The sequence below is a fragment of the Denitromonas halophila genome (assembly GCF_007625155.1).
GTDB classification, from domain to species: Bacteria; Pseudomonadota; Gammaproteobacteria; order Burkholderiales; family Rhodocyclaceae; genus Nitrogeniibacter; species Nitrogeniibacter halophilus.
Window position 1 is genome coordinate 464,075 of the sequence record NZ_VMNK01000003.1, and the last position, 16,003, is coordinate 480,077.

Here is a 16,003-nt window from a genome sequence, read left to right on the forward strand (position 1 = left end):
CATCGCCCTGGCGCGGGCGGATTCACGCCGGGTACCGGCTGTGCGATCCCTCTTGCGGGGCGCCGCTGCGCGGGCCGAAGACCCCGAGCGGTATCACCGTCGCGTGGGCTTTTGCGTCCTGAGCCGCAGGGCACGCAAGCCCCGGCGCTGATAACGAATCACCCCGAGCGCAAGCAGCGCCACCGCCAACAGCGCCAAGCCGTCAGGTTCGGGCACCGGTACCGCGCGCGACTGCAAGTTGCCGCGAATCTCGCCGCCGGGGAAGGTCAAGGTATGCACATTGATATACACCTGCCCGGCTGCCAAGGCAGCGACCAGAGCCGCCTCAGACCCCGAGGCCGTGCCGCCCCCCGGACCACTGAGGAAGGCCGGTGCAAAGACGCTTGAATCGGTGAGATCAAACAAGCCGCTATAGGTCGCCCCGGTCACACCGCTCACAAAGCCGACCAAGCCTACGGCAACGCCAGCGTTGGTGCCGGGCGCGGTACAGCAGTGCAGATGCGCGGCGGTGGTGGTGCCGGTCAGCGCGGAGAAACTCAGATCGACCGACAGGGTATTGGCGGTCGCATCATAGCCCAGGGTGATCACACCCATCGCGGGCGATAGATTGGCAGGCGACTCATTTGAGCCGGCCAGATTGGCGGTGTAATACACCGGGTCCGCCCACGCGGTCCCAAGGCACAGCGACACGAGCGCCACACATCGGAAGACAAAACGCCTCATCGCCATCCCCTCGCCACACACCCGGTCATGCAGATCATGCGGGTTTGCAACACACCAAGCATAAGCAACGCCAACTGCGCTATCCAATTGATTTTCAACCGATTTCAATTTATCTAAGGCCACAAAAAAGAGGGCGCTGTAAAGCGCGTCGACACTTTTACCGGCGCGCATTGCCCCAAGGTCAACTTGCGCACTCTGGCCAGCTTCGATTGAATCGCAACACCATCCCAATGCCACCACCATGACCCATACCCACCTCGACCCCCGCGCCGCCGCGCTCATGGTTTTGCTGTGCACCATCTGGGGGCTACAGCAGGTCGCGATCAAGCTGGCCACGCCGGACATGGCGCCGGTGCTGCAATCGGCCATCCGCTCGATTGGCGCCGTGGGCCTGGTGTGGCTGTGGGCACGGCATCGCGGCATCGACCTGCGCCTGAACGACGGCACGCTGCGCCCCGGCCTGCTGGCGGGCGTGCTGTTCGCGGGGGAGTTTGCGCTGCTGTACTGGGCGTTGCTCTACACCTCGGCCTCGCGCGGTGTGATCTTTTTGTACACCGCGCCCTTCATCGTCTCGCTGGCGGTGGTCTGGCGCCTGCCCAGCGAACACATGCGGCCGATGCAATGGGCCGGCCTCGCGCTGGCCTTTGCCGGCGTGATGGCCTTGTTTGGCGAGGGCTTGCTCAAGCCGGCCGGGACCACCTGGATTGGCGACATGATGATGCTCGGCGCGGCGGTGTTATGGGCGGGGACCACGCTGACGATCAAGTTTTCACGCCTCGCCAGTGCCGCGCCGGAGAAAACACTGCTCTATCAACTGGCGGTGTCGGCCGTCGTGTTGTCGGCCGTCGCCCTGGCGCTGGGCGAAACGCGCGTGGGCGCCATCACGCCCACCCTGCTCGCCAGCCTTGGCTTTCAGATCGTGGTGGTCGCCGCCTTGAGCTACGCGGCCTGGTTCTGGCTGATCCGCCACTATCCGGCCACCCGGCTGTCGGCCTTCTCATTTCTGACGCCGGTCATGGGCGTGCTCGCAGGCGTGGTGTTTCTCGACGAGCCGCTGACGCCACCCATCCTGGTGGCCATGACGCTGGTCGGCGTCGGCATCTGGTTGGCCAACCGACGGCCGCCCATCGCGGCCAGTCGCTAGGCGCTGCCGCACGCCCCGGACCTCGGGTCAGGCGACGTCCGCTTGCGGCGCGAACTCGGCAGGCATGCCCTCGGCACGCAGGCTGGGCGCCCAGGCAATAATCTCGTAGGCGGCCACACCGGCCACGTAAAACGGGTCTTCGGCCACCCAGGCCTCGACGGTTTCAAGGCAGTCGGCGCGCGCCATGATCACGCCACCGGTGCGCGGCTCACGCGGCCCCGAGAGCAGAAAATGGCCGGCGGCGTAGTGGCGCGCCAGATAGGCGCGATGCGCGACCAGATGGGCGTCGACCGCGCTCAGCGGGCCTTGGTAGGACAGCAAAATCAGATACAGCATGGCAGTTCCAGAAAGCGTTGAGGGGCACGCACATCGCGGTGCCCCCAGACTTTAGCTGGATTTGCGGGTGGTTTACGTCACGACAGCCACGGGCAGATGCCCGGTCTTCACCCAGATCACCGTCTCCACTTCAACGAAGGGATGATGCGCGCTCAGGTGCGGGCTGCGCAGCCAGGTGCCGGCCGGGTAGCGGCCGTGCTCGTCGAGAAACACGCCGCTGAGCACATAGATCTCCTCGCCCCCCCAATGGCGGTGCGGCACAAAGCGCTCACCGGCCGGCCATTTCACCAGCGCCACATGCTCGCCCTCGAACTCATGCAACGGCATCACCTGCAAGCCCCCCTGACCCGGCAGCCAGGCGGTGGTCGCGGTGTCGATGCGCACGCTGGCGGTATCGCCCGGCGCAAACTGATGCAGCTTCACCAGCAGCGTGCAGCCCGCCTCGCTGAAGGGCGCATACCCGCTGCCCGGCGGATTGCGAAAGTAGGTACCGGAACCGAAGTCGCCATGCTCGTCGGAGAACACGCCGTCGAGCACCAGAATCTCCTCGCCGCCAGGGTGTTCATGCCGGCTGAAGCGCGCCCCGGCGTCGTAGCGCACCACGCTGGTGGCGTGACCGCGCTCGGCGTCTTCGCGCGCCAGCGGTTTGCGCCACACGCCGGGCATGGGGCTGGGCTGCCAAGGCACGGCGGCGGTGTCGATAACCACCTGCCGGCTGAAGTCCATATTGAGCATGTCACTCATTCCTCGGTTGTTCCATGAGCACAAATACTCCCCGACGAGTTGTCCGCCGGACCGCTATCACAATAGCCGCAATCGTACTACCCGGAACCCGTTCCGCCTTTCCGTCGCCCATGGCCTCAAGCAAAGTGAATGCACGCCACCAAGACGACCTCCGGCCTGAAGAGTCATGTTGTGCTCTGGCGCCGAACAACACCAATCAGTTTGATCGTCGAATGGTTCAGGAGAACACTCTGAAGAGTCACCCGGAGCCAGCTAAAACCAATGCGCTCGCAGCCTCCGTGCGCAAGAGGAATCAAAGCCCTTTAATCCAGGTAGCGACAGGTGCGCTGCCATGATCATGGCCACCATGACTTTGGCGGGAGTCCGCATGAAGAAGAACAGTCGGATAAGGCAGGCATCAGGCAAACCCGACAAATCATGGGATAGCTTTTTCCAGAGCTTTATCTATGATCGCATCGGCCCCCCTCTACAAAATGCCTTGAACTTGACTGCGCTATTCGTGTTTCTCTACGGCATTCAAAAACTGGAGCTCCCTCATTTGACGTTTCTAATGGAATTTGCACGACTAATCATCGCTCATCCGTAAAGTCGCTCACTTCACGAGCGGGGCGCGAACCATCGTTTTCGCACTCCGACTACTCGCACGTCCCTCTCTGATACATCCAGTCCACCTCGACAAGTGATAGAGGCAAGGATGTCAGTTCTGCCCGGCCATCACGCCGCCGTCCACATCCCGCACCGGTCACCCATGATGCCGCGTCGCTCAGTAGAAACGGGATCGGCCGGCGGCACCGCATTGGTACGAATGCCATGCTCGACCAACACCATCGCCGAATACTGGATCAAGGCTGACAGGCCGGTCTGCTCCATCGAATAGGCTAAAGACGGCACGGCCTTCACTAATCGTATCCACGTGCGCGATGAACTGGAATCGCTGCAAAGCGAAATGGACGACAAACACCAGGCGCCTGCGGCCTCGCCAAGTCTGCGCTAAACGGGAGCGGCGGTCGAACAGCGCCCCATAGCGCACAGCACATGTAGGCCAATACGCCGCGTACTGGTAGGATATTCGCCGACACTGCCCGTCAACCGATCACGCCCCCCGATGCGACGCAGTCCCCTCCAATCCGCCGCCTGCGAGGCAGCCTACTGAGCGCCATGCGCACGCTGCGAAGCTGCGCATCTCGATGAAAAAGATCCTCAAACGTTTCGCTCGTTCGGCACTCGGCCCGCTGGTCCACTGGCTCCCGGCCAGTTGGCGCTTTGCAGCCTATAGCCGGGCCATCCGCTGCGAGACGCAACTGCCGGCCAAAATGGTCTTGAAGCTGGCCGAAACCCGCGAAGAGCTTGAAGCCTGCTTCCACCTGCTCCACGAGGCCTACGTCGACGCCGGCTTCATGAAACCCGACGCCTCCGGCCTGCGTGCCACCGTCTATCACGCCCTGCCCACCACCTCGACCTTGCTGTGTCGGTCCGGTGACCGCGTGGTAGCCACTGTGTCGCTGATTCGCGAAAGTGCGATGGGCTTTCCCATGCAACGCATCTTCGACATCGCCGCCATCCGGGAAACGGGCGGCAATATCGCCGAAGTGTCCGCCCTCGCCATCGACCCCCGCTTCCGTTCGGCCAGCGGACGCATCCTGTTGCCGCTACTCAAGTTCATGTACGAATATGCCGCCCGACAATTCGACACGCGTCACCTGGTGATCGCCGTCAATCCGCGCCATATCGGTTTCTATGAAGCCATCCTGTGCTTCAAGCGCCTCAAGCAAAGCACCGTCGCCCACTACGACTTCGTCAATGGCGCGCCGGCCGTTGGCGCCCATGTCGACCTGAGCGCCGCCTTGCCGGCATTCCGGCGGCGCTATCACGGTCAGCCGCCGGAAAAAAACCTCTACCAGTACTTCACCAGCGTGAAGCTGCCCAACATCCAGTGGCCGATCAAACGCTTCCACACCACCACCGATCCGGTCATGACACCCGCGCTGATCGACTATTTCTTCAACGAACGCACCCAGGCATTCGCCACCCTGCGCCTGCGCGAACTCATGCTGCTGCACTCGATCTACGATCTGCCAACATACAAAAGTGTGCTGCCTCCGGTCCCCGACGACGCGCCCCGCTCGGAGATGCGCCGCCGGACCCACCGCCGCTTCTCGGTCCGCTGCCCCGGCGAATTTTCCACCCGCCAGTTCGGCATCCGACGCAACTTCGAACTCACAGTATTTGAATGCTCCGCCACCGGCTTTCGCGCCCACAGCACCAACCGCCTGCCCGCCGGCAGTACCGGCACGGTCATCCTCGAGCTGGGCGCCGCCGACTGGAGCGTAATGCGCGTCACCGTGCTGCGCCTCGGCTCGCAAGACCGCCACATCGCCCTGATCCGCATCGACCTTGACGACCTCGCCTGGCGCAAGTTTGTTGGGGCACTGGGCAAGGCGAGCACGCATGGGGATCTGGAAGAAGCAACCCGCTTCGTGTAGCCCAGCGACGATCCACGCGCCAGAACTCTGGCACGGCGACGCGCGGGTAAAATGCCATGAGAGGTCCGCCTGCTTGGGAGGTGTGCAGCGAAGCTCAAGGCTTGGTGACTATGCATGTTGGGGGTTCTTCGACCGTCCACGCGCTGCGACCCCGGTCAGGCACACCCCCCGTCGTAATCATCGGAGGACCGACGATGATAGTCACTCACCAGGCCGTCTTTCATCTCCACATGACAACACGCAAGAAGCCGCGCCTTGAGCATGCGGCGTCCGCGCGCGGCCCGGCTCTTGATCGCCGACACCGATACGCCCTGTTCCTGGGCCAGCGCGCGCAGCGGCCGGCCTTCCAGTTCCGTGGCGAGCAGGGTATCCCGGTAGTGTGGCGGCAGCTGGTCGATGAACGCACGCAGACAGGACGACAGATCGGTGTGCAGTTGCAGCCCGTCCGCGTCGGCGCTGGTCGCCAGATCCTCGTCCAGCGTGTCGGTCGCCACGCCCCGGTGACGAAAATAATCCGCCACCCCGGTACGTGCCGCCGCGTAGAGCCACCCGCTCAGGTTCTCGATCGACCGCCCGGCCTGCTGCGAGACGATGGCCTTGAGGAAGATGTCCTGCAACACGTCGTCAACCTGTGCGGCGTCGGGCAGCCGCCTGCGCAAATAGCTGCGCAGGCTTTGCTGCAAGCGGACAAAGCCATCTTCGAGCGAGCCGGTTACCGGTTTCATCCGCGTCATGCTTAACCGCAGCAAGACCCGCCGACCGCGGTCTTGGCCTCAGACGCGCAGCATCCGACGTCGGGCGGCGCGTCGCCGGCCGTGGACACACTCCGCGGCGAACAGCAGTCCCCCGTCTTGGCAAGCCTGCCGCCGCCGAAGGTCTCGGTATCGGCCATGCTCAGAAAGTGTTCCCAGGCAATACCCTGGGGGTCGACAACCCAGTGCTTTTCACTCCTGGCGTAGCAACAGGCTGCCTCGCCCTGATCAAACAGGGTATCCGCCGACGCGTCACGGGCGTGCGCCTCAAGCGCGCTTAACTCCTCGGGATGCTCGGCCTGCATGCCAAAGTGATCCACGCCGCTCGCCCCACCTCGCGACGAAATGGCGAAGTTGATACGCGGATCGTCAAGCATCCATTTGGCGTAATCGGCCTTGTGCTTGCTCGGGCGCTGGCCAAACAGCTTGCTGTAGAAATCAATGTTCGCGGCGAGGTCGTCGACCGCGATATGGACATGGAAACGTTTCATTTTCGACTCCAGAGTGTGTTCCGACATGCATCGAAGGGTCGATACACCGGTATAGACGCGAAAAACAGGAAACGGTCGCAAATACATACTCCGCCCGGCTGGCTGGCTGGCTGGCTGGCTGGCTGGCTGGCTGGCTGGCTGGCTGGCTGGCAAGATCGCGCTTCAACAACCATGATGAAGGCAAGCCCTCCAACCCTGGCCAAGCCCATGTCCTCAACCATGCTCGACCGCCTGCTCCGCCCCACAGCGCAATCCCGCTCGGCCCGCACCGTCGAGGTCTTCGGCTGGATTCTGCTGCTGGAGGCGCCGCTGATCCTGTTTGCGCCGCACTGGGTGGCGGGCGTGTTGCAGTTGCCGGCGCTGAGCGATCAGGCGGCGAATTACTTTCGCCTCGTGGGGCTGCTGGTGGGTGGCCTGGGGATGTTGTATGTGGTGAGCGGGCGGCTGGACGCGCGGGGTTTTGTGTTTGCGTCGTTGCTCGATCGACCGCTGGTGCCGTTCATCATGGCGGCGCTGTGGGGGTTCGGCATCGTGCCGGGACCACTGGCGCTGTTCTTTGCGGTGTCGGACGGGGCGAGTTTTTTGTGGACGCTGTCGGCGTGGCGAGCGGAGCGGCGCACCTAGCACGCTGGCGTGCGAAAATCCGATTCAACTTCCTGGCGCCCCTGGCCCACACGCCTGGCCCGCTGACCACCCCGACAAAACGCCATCCCCCCGTCCAACCCACATGCCCATTCACTACGCACGCAGCCTGACCAGCCACAGTCGATCCGCCCGAACCGACAAGCACCTGGGCCTTGCGCTGGCCTTTGTGGCCGGCGCGGCCAATGCGGGCGCGTTTCTGGCTGTCCAGCGCTATACCTCGCACATGACGGGCATCGTGTCGTCGCTGGCCGACGATATCGTGCTCGGCGAGTTTGGTCTCGCGCTCGGCGCCCTCGGCGCGGTGCTGTCCTTCCTGGCCGGCGCGATGGTGTCGACCTTGATGATCAACTTCGCCCGGCGGCATGCCTTGCGCAGCCGCTACGCCTTGCCGCTACTGCTCGAAGCCGCCCTGTTTCTGCTCTTTGGCTTGCTCGGCGCGAGCTTGTCGACGCTCAAGGGGCTGTTCGTACCGGTAACGGTGATGCTGCTGTGCTTCACCATGGGATTGCAGAACGCGGTGATCACCAAGCTGTCGGGGTCGGTGATCCGCACCACACACCTCACCGGGGTCATCACCGACCTGGGCATCGAACTGGGCAAGCTCTTGTACTGGAACCGCGCCAGCGTGCACGACGAACACGCTGTCCTCGCCGATCGGACCCGGCTGGCAACCCTGGCCATGCTCTGCCTGTTCTTCCTCGTCGGCGGCATCCTTGGCGCGTTCGGCTTCAAGCACATCGGCTATCTGGCCACCGTGCCGCTGGCCGGCATTCTGATCTTTTTGTCCGCCGTCCCGGTACTCGACGATCTACGCCGCGCCTGACGGCCCCGCACGGAACGGGGCCCGACACCGAGCGTCGAGCAAAAAAAGAATCGAAGCGCCTTCCGCCATCGGTGCTGGAACAAGGCGCGGCGGATGCGCTGCACTTGTCCGCCGTACCCAATATCGTCGGGGCGCAGTCGCTCAGACCGTCAGCGCCGCGTAGTCGTTTTCGGTTGGCAGGCCTTGCACGGCCCATAGGCGACCGGTGGCCGGCTGCATGATGGCAGCGCCGCAGGTTTCCATGTCGAGTGGCGGGGTGGCGCGCACACAGATGGTGGGGTCGCGGGTGAGGGCCATGAGAGCCTGCGGCGTGAGGCCACCGGCGCTGAGCAGGGATTGGCCACGGGCGAGGCGGGCTTCACTGGAGGCTTGCGAGGCGGGCGCACGCGGGCGGCAACGGCGCAGGGTGTCCGGCATGAGACAGTGGTTGCTGTGCACCAGCGCATCGGCGCCCGCGCGGGTGACATGGCAGTAGCCAGGCATGGCTTCCACATTGACGCCATTGCCGTGCCGATCGAAGAGCTGGAAGTTGTGCGCGCCCATCAGCGTGGCCTCGGTAATGCACACCAGCGCGGCCTCGATGTCGGTTTGCTGCAGCGCCTTGCGCACCACGAAGGGCCAGCTGACGCCGATTTGCCCTTCGGCGCCGAGCAAATTGGTGATGCCGATGGCCATGCCCGCGTCGTTCATGCCGATCATGCCGACGCAGCCGGTGAGGCTGAAGGCCATGAAGGCGGGCGCGTGATCGGGCCGGCCGCGCAGCAACACGACATAGGGTCTTGAGCCGGCGTGCATGTCCCAGGTTTGACCGAAAAAACCCTGGCCATCGACGCTGAGTCGGTCGGGAATGATGAAGGCGGTGCAGTCGTCCTCGACCTTGTCGGTGGCGCCGTGCGCGCCGCCGCGGGCATACACGAGGTCGATGAAGTCGGTGAAGCCATTGGTGATGATCAGCTCGGCAGGGCTCAGGTCAGTCGCTTCGGCGATGCCGGATAGCTCCATGGCCAGTTCGGGTGCGTAAGCGACATGCGCCTCGACACAGGCTTCGGCGAGCGCGAGCACGGTGTAGCGATCCATAGCGTGCCCGGTCCACACTTCGCTGCCGGCCAGCGTGACGCGCTCGGCAGTGTAGCGGCGGATATCGTCGCGAAAGGCCTTGCCGTGGGCAAGACCCATCTGTCGTGGCGAACCGCTCAATTCGAGTACACGCGGTACGCTCATGCGAGGCTCGCTTTGGCCGCCACGATGCCCTCGGCCAGCACCGCCATGCCTTCGTCGATCTGCGCGTCGGTGATATTGAGTGCGGGCAGGAAACGCAGGCAATTGGCATACAGCCCTGCGCGCAGGGTGATGAGGCCACGCTTGAGGTTTTCGGCGTTGATGGCGTTGGTCAGGTCGGGGTCCGGCGTACGGTGCGAAGCGCTCTTGACCAGCTCCACGGCGAGCATGGGGCCGAGACCGCGCACCTCGCCAATGATGTCGGGGAAGGTCGATTGCAGCCCCTCCAGATGTGCGCGCAAGCGCTGACCGACCTGCACCGCGCGCGTCTGGAAGGCGTCGGAGGTGAGTGTGTCGAGCGCGACCATCGCCGCGGCGCAGGCCACCGGATTGCCGCTGTAGGTGCCGCCCAGGCCACCGGGGTGGGGCGCGTCCATGATCTCGGCGCGGCCGGTGACCGCGGCCAGCGGCATGCCGGCGGCGAGCGATTTGCCGCACACCAGCAGGTCGGGCACGAGGTCGTAGTGTTCGACGGCAAACAGCTTGCCGGTGCGGCCCATGCCGGCCTGCACTTCGTCGGCCACATAGAGCATGCCGTGTTCGGTGCAACGCGCGCGCAAATGCGCGGCAAAGCGCGGCGGCAGCGGCAGGAAGCCGCCCTCGCCCTGCACCGTCTCCACCACCACGGCGGCCACTGCTGGCGGCGCGACCTGAGCGATCAGCGCATGGTCGAACTGTTCGATGCACAGGTCGATGTAGACGTCTTCACTCATGCCGGCGGGGCGGCGATACAGATTGGGGAAAGGCAGGCGATAGATCTCGGCCGGGAAGGGGCCAAAGCCCTGCTTGAACAGGGCGTACTTGCTGGTCATGCCCATGGTCATGTTGCTGCGGCCATGATAGGCGCCCTCGAACACGATCAGGGCTTGCTGGCCGGTGTAGGCGCGGGCGATTTTCACCGCCGCCTCGACCGCTTCGGCGCCGCTGTTGAGCAGCGTGGTTTTTTTGGCAAAGTCGCCGGGCACCAAGGCGTTGAGCCGCTCGCACACGTCCACATACGGCGCGTAAGTGGCAACGATGGAGCACATGTGGATGAGCTGCCCGGCCTGCCGGTGAATGGCGTCGACGACATCGACCGGCGTGTGCCCGACCGCCAGGGTGCCAATCCCCCCGGCGAAGTCGATATAGGTGTTGCCGTCCACATCGGTGACGGTGGCGCCGTTGCCGCTGGCCACGGCAATGCCGGTAAGGCGCGCTGCGCCGCGCGAGACCGCCGCATCACGGCGCGCCACGATGGCGCGGCTGTTGGGGCCGGGAATGTCGGTTTTCAGCACAATCGATGGCATGGATATCTCTCGGTTTCACACCGACTGGGCATCTCGCCCACCGGCCGTGGTACGGCCCTCAGAGTAAGCGCAGAGGCAGGGGCCGCGTCAAGCGCAGAATGCCGCCTCGTCGGTTTACAGACTGTCGGGGAATCTCGACGCCTCCGGTTGCCACGAGGCACCGGTCGGAGTCGGCGCCTGGCCGTCAACGTCGACCCGGTTGCGGCCATTGCGCTTGGCGCGATAGAGCGCGGCGTCGGCACGGGTCATCAATGAGGCCACATCGTCGCCGGCGATCAAGGTCGCCAGGCCGATGCTCACCGAGAGATTCACCGATTCTCGTGATGAGAGCACCGCCGGCGTGTGTGCCACCAAGGCGCGCAAACGCTCCGCCACCACCAGCGCGTCGTCGGCGCCAGCACCGTTCATGGCCACCATGAACTCCTCGCCACCCACGCGGCCGACCACGTCGGACTCACGCACCGTGGCTTCACACAAACGGGCGAAACTACGTAAGGCCACATCACCACCGGGATGGCCATAGCTGTCATTGACCTGCTTGAAATGATCCAGATCGAGTGCCATGAGCGTGAGCGGATAGTCGTTACGACTGGCCGAGGCAAGCATCACCCGCAGGCGCTCAAAAAAATCCCGCCGATTACTGACGCCGGTGAGGCTGTCGCGCGTGGCCAACGTGTTGAGCCGGTGCCCCACGCGCTCGGTATCGAGCAGGACCACCCCGAAACCATTGGTGAGCATGAGCAGGAACAGCGACAGGAAGGTCGCCACCTGAATACCATTGGCGTCGAGCAGCGTAAAACCGTGGCCCGGCCATCCGGCGAGTACCCCCCGCATCGCCACCACCGCGGCCAGCAGCAACGTGCCCCCGCCTACAAAGTGTTGCAGCCGTGTGCGCTCAGGGCGCAGCCATACCAGCGCCCAGCCAGTCATCCCGAACAAACCCGCCGACAGCAGCGAGGCCACAAACACGCGATGGGCCGGATCCTCCCCACCGAGCAGATTGAACGGATACCGCACCGCCACCACCACCACCACCGTGGCGATCAGCCAGCGCGGCAGGCGCCCGCTGGAAAACTGCCAGGCGGCCAACATCTCCAGACCGAAACCCGCCAGGAGCAAGGTGTTGCCGACCTCGATCGACCAGAAGCCGGAAATGCTGCCGCGCGCCCACAGCAAGCCCCAAGCCGCCGATTGCAGGAGCTTTGATGCCATCCACAGCTGCGACACCCCCGAATTCCGATCTTCCTGCACGAAACGAAAACTCATCAACGTCAGGAAGAGTGTGAGGTTGCCCAAGCCAAGCAACAAGATGAGTGTTCGGATATCCAGCGATGGCATAGGCGCAACGAGGCTTAAGACTAAGGTAGTACGCCTTCAACGGCCGTGCTCGCGCCGGGTTGAGCGACTTTCCCGCCGATGTTGCAAGACTTGCGTCTTTTGTCACGAACGTCGTGCCGAACACCCCCTGGTCAAGACGCCGCAGAGCGCGCCCGAGAATGAAGTCCACTTTCGTCCCAACATGGTCCAGATACACCATTTATCCTGAAGCCATGGCTGACCGACAATGTCAGCACACTCAAGCACCGGAGAAACCCCCATGACTCACCCCGCCCAACGCAGTGCCCTGATCCTGATAGATATTCAGGAATCCTTCCGCCAGATGCCCTTCTGGTCGGATGTCGACGTGCCCGGCTTTCGCGAGGCCGTCCTCGCCCTCGACGCGGGCTGCCGTGCTCGGGCCGTGCCGGTAGTCCACATTTTTCATGTCGGCGCCGCCGGGCCGTTTACCGAGGCCTCGGGCCATGTGCACGCCCTCGACTGGCTGCCCGGCGCGCCAGACGCCAGCTTTCACAAGCACACCCACAACGCCTTCTCCGACACCGGGCTCGATCTGTGGCTGCGCCGACGCGACATCAACCACCTGATCATTGCCGGCATCCGCACCGAGCAGTGCTGCGAGACCACCACCCGCTACGGCGCCGACATCGGCTACTCGGTGGACTATGTCACCGAAGCCACGCTCACCTTCCCGATGACCCACGCCGGCAGCGGTCGCACCTACTCGCCCGACGAGATCAAGGCGCACACCGAGCTGGTACTGGCCGGGCGCTTTGCGCGCATCGCCACCGCAGCCGACGCCCTGGCAGCGCTGGACTGAGCCATGCGCACCGTCGGCATCTATCTGTACGACAAGGTTGAAGTGCTCGATTTTGCCGGGCCCTTCGAGGTGTTCACCACGGCCAGCCGTGTTGCCCGGCGCCAAGAAGCCGACGCCACGCCGCCGTTTCGCGTGGTCACAATCGCCCGTCAAAGCGGCCCGATCACCGCCCGCGCCGGGCTAAGCGTGCTGCCCACGCACACGCTGGCCGATCACCCACCGCTCGATATCCTCATCATCCCCGGCGGTGACGAGCGCGCCGAACGCGGGCAGGCCGATCTGACCGATTGGTTGCAAACCCAGGCCACGCAACTCGAATTGCTGGCCTCGGTGTGCACCGGCGCCTTCCTGCTGGCCGGCGCCGGCTTGCTCGACGGGCGCACCGTGACCACCCACTGGGAAGACGTGCCTGAGCTGGCCACCGCCTTTCCCGCACTGACAGTGGTCGACACCGGCCGCTGGATCGACGACGGCGACATTCTCACTTCGGCGGGCATTTCGGCCGGCATCGACATGAGCCTGCATCTGGTGGCCCGGTTGACTGGCGACAAACTGGCCATGGCGACCGCGCGGCAAATGGACTATCACTGGCAGGACAGCCCCGGAGAGCCACCATCATGAGCGTCGAAAGCGCCCTGACCTTCTTTGTCGCCATTTTCATCTTCGCCATCACGCCCGGGCCGGGCGTATTCGCCTTGCTCGCGCGGGCGCTGGTCAGTGGTGCGCGCGACTGCGTCGCCCTGGCGCTGGGCATGACGATCAGCGACATTCTGTATCTGATTTTCGCCTGCCTTGGCCTGGCCGCCATCGCCAAGAACTGGGGCGAGCTGTTCACCGTCATCCGCTTTACCGGCGCGGCCTACCTCATCTACCTGGGTGTCGGCATGTGGCGCGCGCCGATCGATGACGGCTTTGCGCCGCAGGTGGTCAAGCGGGTCAGCGCGGTGGGCAGCTTAGTGCAGGGCTTTTTGATCTCGGCGTCCAACCCCAAGGTGATCCTGTTTTACATCGCCTTCCTGCCCACCTTCATGGACCTGACCGTGCTCACCGTGCGAGACATCGCGCTCGCCGCAGTGCTCACGCTCGCCGCCCTGATGCTCGGGCTGATGCTGATCGCCACCATGGCCTCGCGGGCGCGGCGTTACTTCCGCTCGGCCACCGCCATGCGCCGGCTCAATCGCGGCGCAGGGTCAATCATGGTCGGCGCTGGCGCCTTTCTGGCCGCCAAGTCATGAACGGCTCGATGAAGCCCGTCGACATCGCCCTCGCCCTATTGGTGGTGCTGGTGTGGGGGGTGAACTTCGTGGTCATCAAGGCCGGTGTGGCCGAGGTGCCGCCGCTACTGCTCGGCGCGCTGCGCTTTCTCGCCGCGGCGCTGCCGGCGGTGTTCTTTTTCCGTGCGCCCAAGTTGCCGCTACGCACCTATCTGGCCTATGGCCTGACCATCGCCTTCGGCCAGTTCGCGTTTTTGTTCACCGCCATCCATGTCGGCATGCCTTCGGGGCTGGCCTCGTTGGTGCTGCAGTCGCAGGCCTTCTTCACCATGCTCTTCGCCGCCGTGTGGCTGAAGGAGAGCTGGCGCCCCAGCCAGCTCGCCGGGCTGGTGCTGGCCGCCGGCGGGCTCGGTCTGATCGGCACGGCGCACGGGGTGAGCATGCCGCTGGCCGGCTTCATGCTCACCGTGGCGGCCGCCTGCAGCTGGGCGGCGGGCAACGTGGTCAGCCGCACCCTCAACCGCAACGGCCCGGTCAATCTGCTGGCCTTCGTGGTGTGGGCCAGTCTGGTGCCGCCGCTACCCTTTCTGGTCATGTCGCTGTTTGTCGAGGGGCCGGCCGCCATCGTCGCCGCGCTGTCGAATTTCAGCCTGCGATCGGCCGGCGCAGTGATGTATCTGGGCTGGGGCGCCACTTTGCTCGGGTATGGCCTGTGGGCCCGGCTGATGTCGCGCTACCCGGCCAACCAGGTCGCCGCCTTCCCGCTGCTGGTGCCACTGGTCGGCCTGAGCGCCGGCTGGCTGGTGTATGGCGAAGCGCTGCAACCGGTGCACTGGATCGGCGGCGGGCTGCTGATGCTGGGCCTGGGCGTGAATCTGTTTGGCACGCGTCTGATGACACGCCTGCGGGGGGCGACGTGACACTGGCGGTCTATTTCGTCGTCACGCCCAATGTCTTGCTGCTCGACTATGCCGGGCCCGCCGAAACCCTGCGCATGGCCGCCGACATTGGCGCCGACCTGACGATAACAACCTGCGCACCGGTACCCGAGCTGCACACCTCGATGGGCATCACGCTGTCGGGCCTGTCGCCGCTACCGGCGCAACTCCCCGACGGAGCGCTGGTGATTGTCGCCGGCAACGCAAGCGAAGAACTCGACTATGCCCGCCCGGAGGCGCTTGCTGTCATCGACTGGCTGGCCGCCCAGCGCGGGCGCGACATCCGCGTGGCCAGCATCTGCTCGGGCGCATTGCTGCTGGCCCGCGCCGGCTGGCTGGACGCCCGACCCTGCACCACCCACCACGCCCTGCTCGACATGCTGCGCCAGAGCGCCCCGAGCGCACGGGTGATGGAAGACCGGGTCTTCGTCGACGACGGCCAGGTGGTCACCAGCGCCGGCATCACCACCGGCATCGATCTGGCGCTGTATGTGATCGAACAGCATTTCGGTGCCGAACTGGCTGCCCGCGTGGCGCGGCGCCTGGTGATGTATGCCCGGCGCGGGCCGAACGATCCGCAGCTGTCACCCTGGCTGGCGCATCGCAACCATCTGCACCCCGTCGTCCATAAAGTGCAGGACGCCATCACCCGCGACCCGGCGCGACGCTGGACGCTCGAAGAACTGGCCGAGCTGGCGCATGTCGGCCCACGCCACCTCACCCGGCTATTCACCCGCCACGCAGGCATTGGCGTGGTGGCCTACCAGCAGCAACTGCGCATCGCCCGCGCCCGCCAACTGCTGGCCGACCCGGCCCTGTCGATGGAGCGCGTGGCCGAGCAATGCGGTTTTGCCTCGGCGCGCGACTTCCGCCGCGTGTGGGCCATGTACGTGGATGACTCGCCACGCGCACATCGCACAAGTCATTAGGGCGTATTCGCAGTAGATCCACAATTGCGCTGCACGAAAGATCCCGCGAAGGTTAGCAT

At 64.8% G+C, this 16,003-nt stretch carries 19 protein-coding genes; 10 read left to right on the top strand and 9 right to left on the bottom strand.

Features of this window, described 5'->3' with window-relative positions; genetic code table 11:
• Window positions 1-93 precede the first annotated feature (93 nt).
• A complete protein-coding gene (locus FHP91_RS04335; RefSeq protein ID WP_144308412.1) occupies window positions 94-966 on the bottom strand; it encodes a CHRD domain-containing protein in 873 nt (290 codons plus the stop codon).
• On the opposite strand from FHP91_RS04335, the gene FHP91_RS04340 reads away from it, so the two are divergent.
• On the top strand, window positions 965-1,867 hold the full coding sequence (locus FHP91_RS04340) for a DMT family transporter (protein ID WP_144308413.1): 903 nt from the start codon (window positions 965-967) through the stop codon (window positions 1,865-1,867). The genes FHP91_RS04335 and FHP91_RS04340 overlap by 2 nt on opposite strands.
• 27 nt (window positions 1,868-1,894) lie before the next feature.
• Here the strand turns inward: FHP91_RS04340 and FHP91_RS04345 are convergent, their stop codons facing one another.
• Window positions 1,895-2,203: a YciI family protein gene (locus FHP91_RS04345; RefSeq protein ID WP_144308414.1), complete on the bottom strand. Its 309-nt coding sequence runs from the start codon at window positions 2,201-2,203 to the stop codon at window positions 1,895-1,897.
• A 72-nt stretch (window positions 2,204-2,275) separates the two neighbouring features.
• The gene (locus tag FHP91_RS04350; protein ID WP_246116211.1) at window positions 2,276-2,947 is read right to left on the bottom strand and encodes a cupin domain-containing protein; all 672 of its coding nucleotides are present in this window, start codon (window positions 2,945-2,947) and stop codon (window positions 2,276-2,278) included.
• 331 nt (window positions 2,948-3,278) lie between these two features.
• Here FHP91_RS04350 and FHP91_RS04355 point away from each other — a divergent pair, with 331 nt between their 5' ends.
• Window positions 3,279-3,533 carry a hypothetical protein gene (locus FHP91_RS04355; RefSeq protein WP_144308415.1) on the top strand — a complete coding sequence of 85 codons (255 nt, stop codon included), beginning with the start codon at window positions 3,279-3,281 and terminating at the stop codon, window positions 3,531-3,533.
• A gap of 128 nt (window positions 3,534-3,661) precedes the next feature.
• Here FHP91_RS04355 and FHP91_RS04360 read toward each other — a convergent pair whose 3' ends face one another.
• Window positions 3,662-3,847: a hypothetical protein gene (locus FHP91_RS04360; protein ID WP_144308416.1), complete on the bottom strand. Its 186-nt coding sequence runs from the start codon at window positions 3,845-3,847 to the stop codon at window positions 3,662-3,664.
• Window positions 3,848-4,134: 287 nt separating this feature from the next.
• On the opposite strand from FHP91_RS04360, the gene FHP91_RS04365 reads away from it, so the two are divergent.
• Entirely contained in the window at window positions 4,135-5,430 is a 1,296-nt protein-coding gene (locus FHP91_RS04365) for an N-acyl amino acid synthase FeeM domain-containing protein (RefSeq protein WP_144308417.1), read from the top strand.
• Window positions 5,431-5,585: 155 nt separating this feature from the next.
• Here the strand turns inward: FHP91_RS04365 and FHP91_RS04370 are convergent, their stop codons facing one another.
• Together FHP91_RS04370 and FHP91_RS04375 are read right to left on the bottom strand one after the other, a co-directional pair.
• Window positions 5,586-6,155 carry a sigma-70 family RNA polymerase sigma factor gene (locus tag FHP91_RS04370; protein WP_186301439.1) on the bottom strand — a complete coding sequence of 190 codons (570 nt, stop codon included), beginning with the start codon at window positions 6,153-6,155 and terminating at the stop codon, window positions 5,586-5,588.
• 11 nt (window positions 6,156-6,166) lie between these two features.
• The gene (locus FHP91_RS04375) at window positions 6,167-6,754 is read right to left on the bottom strand and encodes an ArsI/CadI family heavy metal resistance metalloenzyme (protein WP_222105103.1); all 588 of its coding nucleotides are present in this window, start codon (window positions 6,752-6,754) and stop codon (window positions 6,167-6,169) included.
• Window positions 6,755-6,880: 126 nt separating this feature from the next.
• Here FHP91_RS04375 and FHP91_RS04380 point away from each other — a divergent pair, with 126 nt between their 5' ends.
• On the top strand, window positions 6,881-7,297 hold the full coding sequence (locus FHP91_RS04380; RefSeq protein WP_144308419.1) for a hypothetical protein: 417 nt from the start codon (window positions 6,881-6,883) through the stop codon (window positions 7,295-7,297).
• Window positions 7,298-7,400: 103 nt separating this feature from the next.
• Window positions 7,401-8,141, top strand: a complete 741-nt coding sequence (locus FHP91_RS04385; protein WP_144308420.1) for a YoaK family protein — start codon at window positions 7,401-7,403, stop codon at window positions 8,139-8,141.
• A 141-nt stretch (window positions 8,142-8,282) separates the two neighbouring features.
• Here FHP91_RS04385 and FHP91_RS04390 read toward each other — a convergent pair whose 3' ends face one another.
• The 3 genes from FHP91_RS04390 to FHP91_RS04400 form a co-directional block, all read right to left on the bottom strand.
• Window positions 8,283-9,362, bottom strand: coding sequence for a C45 family autoproteolytic acyltransferase/hydolase (locus FHP91_RS04390; RefSeq protein WP_144308421.1), 1,080 nt, complete (start codon window positions 9,360-9,362; stop codon window positions 8,283-8,285).
• Window positions 9,359-10,705, bottom strand: a complete 1,347-nt coding sequence (gene gabT / locus FHP91_RS04395; protein ID WP_144308422.1) for a 4-aminobutyrate--2-oxoglutarate transaminase — start codon at window positions 10,703-10,705, stop codon at window positions 9,359-9,361. The genes FHP91_RS04390 and gabT overlap by 4 nt, the downstream gene beginning before the upstream one ends.
• A 114-nt stretch (window positions 10,706-10,819) precedes the next feature.
• Window positions 10,820-11,917: a GGDEF domain-containing protein gene (locus tag FHP91_RS04400; RefSeq protein ID WP_186301440.1), complete on the bottom strand. Its 1,098-nt coding sequence runs from the start codon at window positions 11,915-11,917 to the stop codon at window positions 10,820-10,822.
• A 385-nt stretch (window positions 11,918-12,302) separates the two neighbouring features.
• Between FHP91_RS04400 and FHP91_RS04405 the strand changes: the two genes are divergently transcribed.
• From FHP91_RS04405 to FHP91_RS04425, 5 genes are read left to right on the top strand one after another with little or no spacing between them, the layout of a single operon-like run.
• The gene (locus tag FHP91_RS04405) at window positions 12,303-12,863 is read left to right on the top strand and encodes an isochorismatase family protein (RefSeq protein ID WP_144308424.1); all 561 of its coding nucleotides are present in this window, start codon (window positions 12,303-12,305) and stop codon (window positions 12,861-12,863) included.
• A 3-nt stretch (window positions 12,864-12,866) separates the two neighbouring features.
• Window positions 12,867-13,484, top strand: coding sequence for a DJ-1/PfpI family protein (locus FHP91_RS04410; protein ID WP_144308425.1), 618 nt, complete (start codon window positions 12,867-12,869; stop codon window positions 13,482-13,484).
• Window positions 13,481-14,098, top strand: a complete 618-nt coding sequence (locus FHP91_RS04415; protein ID WP_144308426.1) for a LysE family translocator — start codon at window positions 13,481-13,483, stop codon at window positions 14,096-14,098. The genes FHP91_RS04410 and FHP91_RS04415 overlap by 4 nt, the downstream gene beginning before the upstream one ends.
• A gap of 8 nt (window positions 14,099-14,106) precedes the next feature.
• On the top strand, window positions 14,107-14,997 hold the full coding sequence (locus FHP91_RS04420; protein ID WP_144308427.1) for an EamA family transporter: 891 nt from the start codon (window positions 14,107-14,109) through the stop codon (window positions 14,995-14,997).
• Window positions 14,994-15,944 (top strand): GlxA family transcriptional regulator, encoded by a 951-nt coding sequence (locus tag FHP91_RS04425; protein ID WP_144308428.1) that lies wholly within the window; start codon window positions 14,994-14,996, stop codon window positions 15,942-15,944. Before FHP91_RS04420 ends, FHP91_RS04425 begins: the two co-directional genes overlap by 4 nt.
• The last annotated feature ends 59 nt before the right edge of the window (window positions 15,945-16,003 follow it).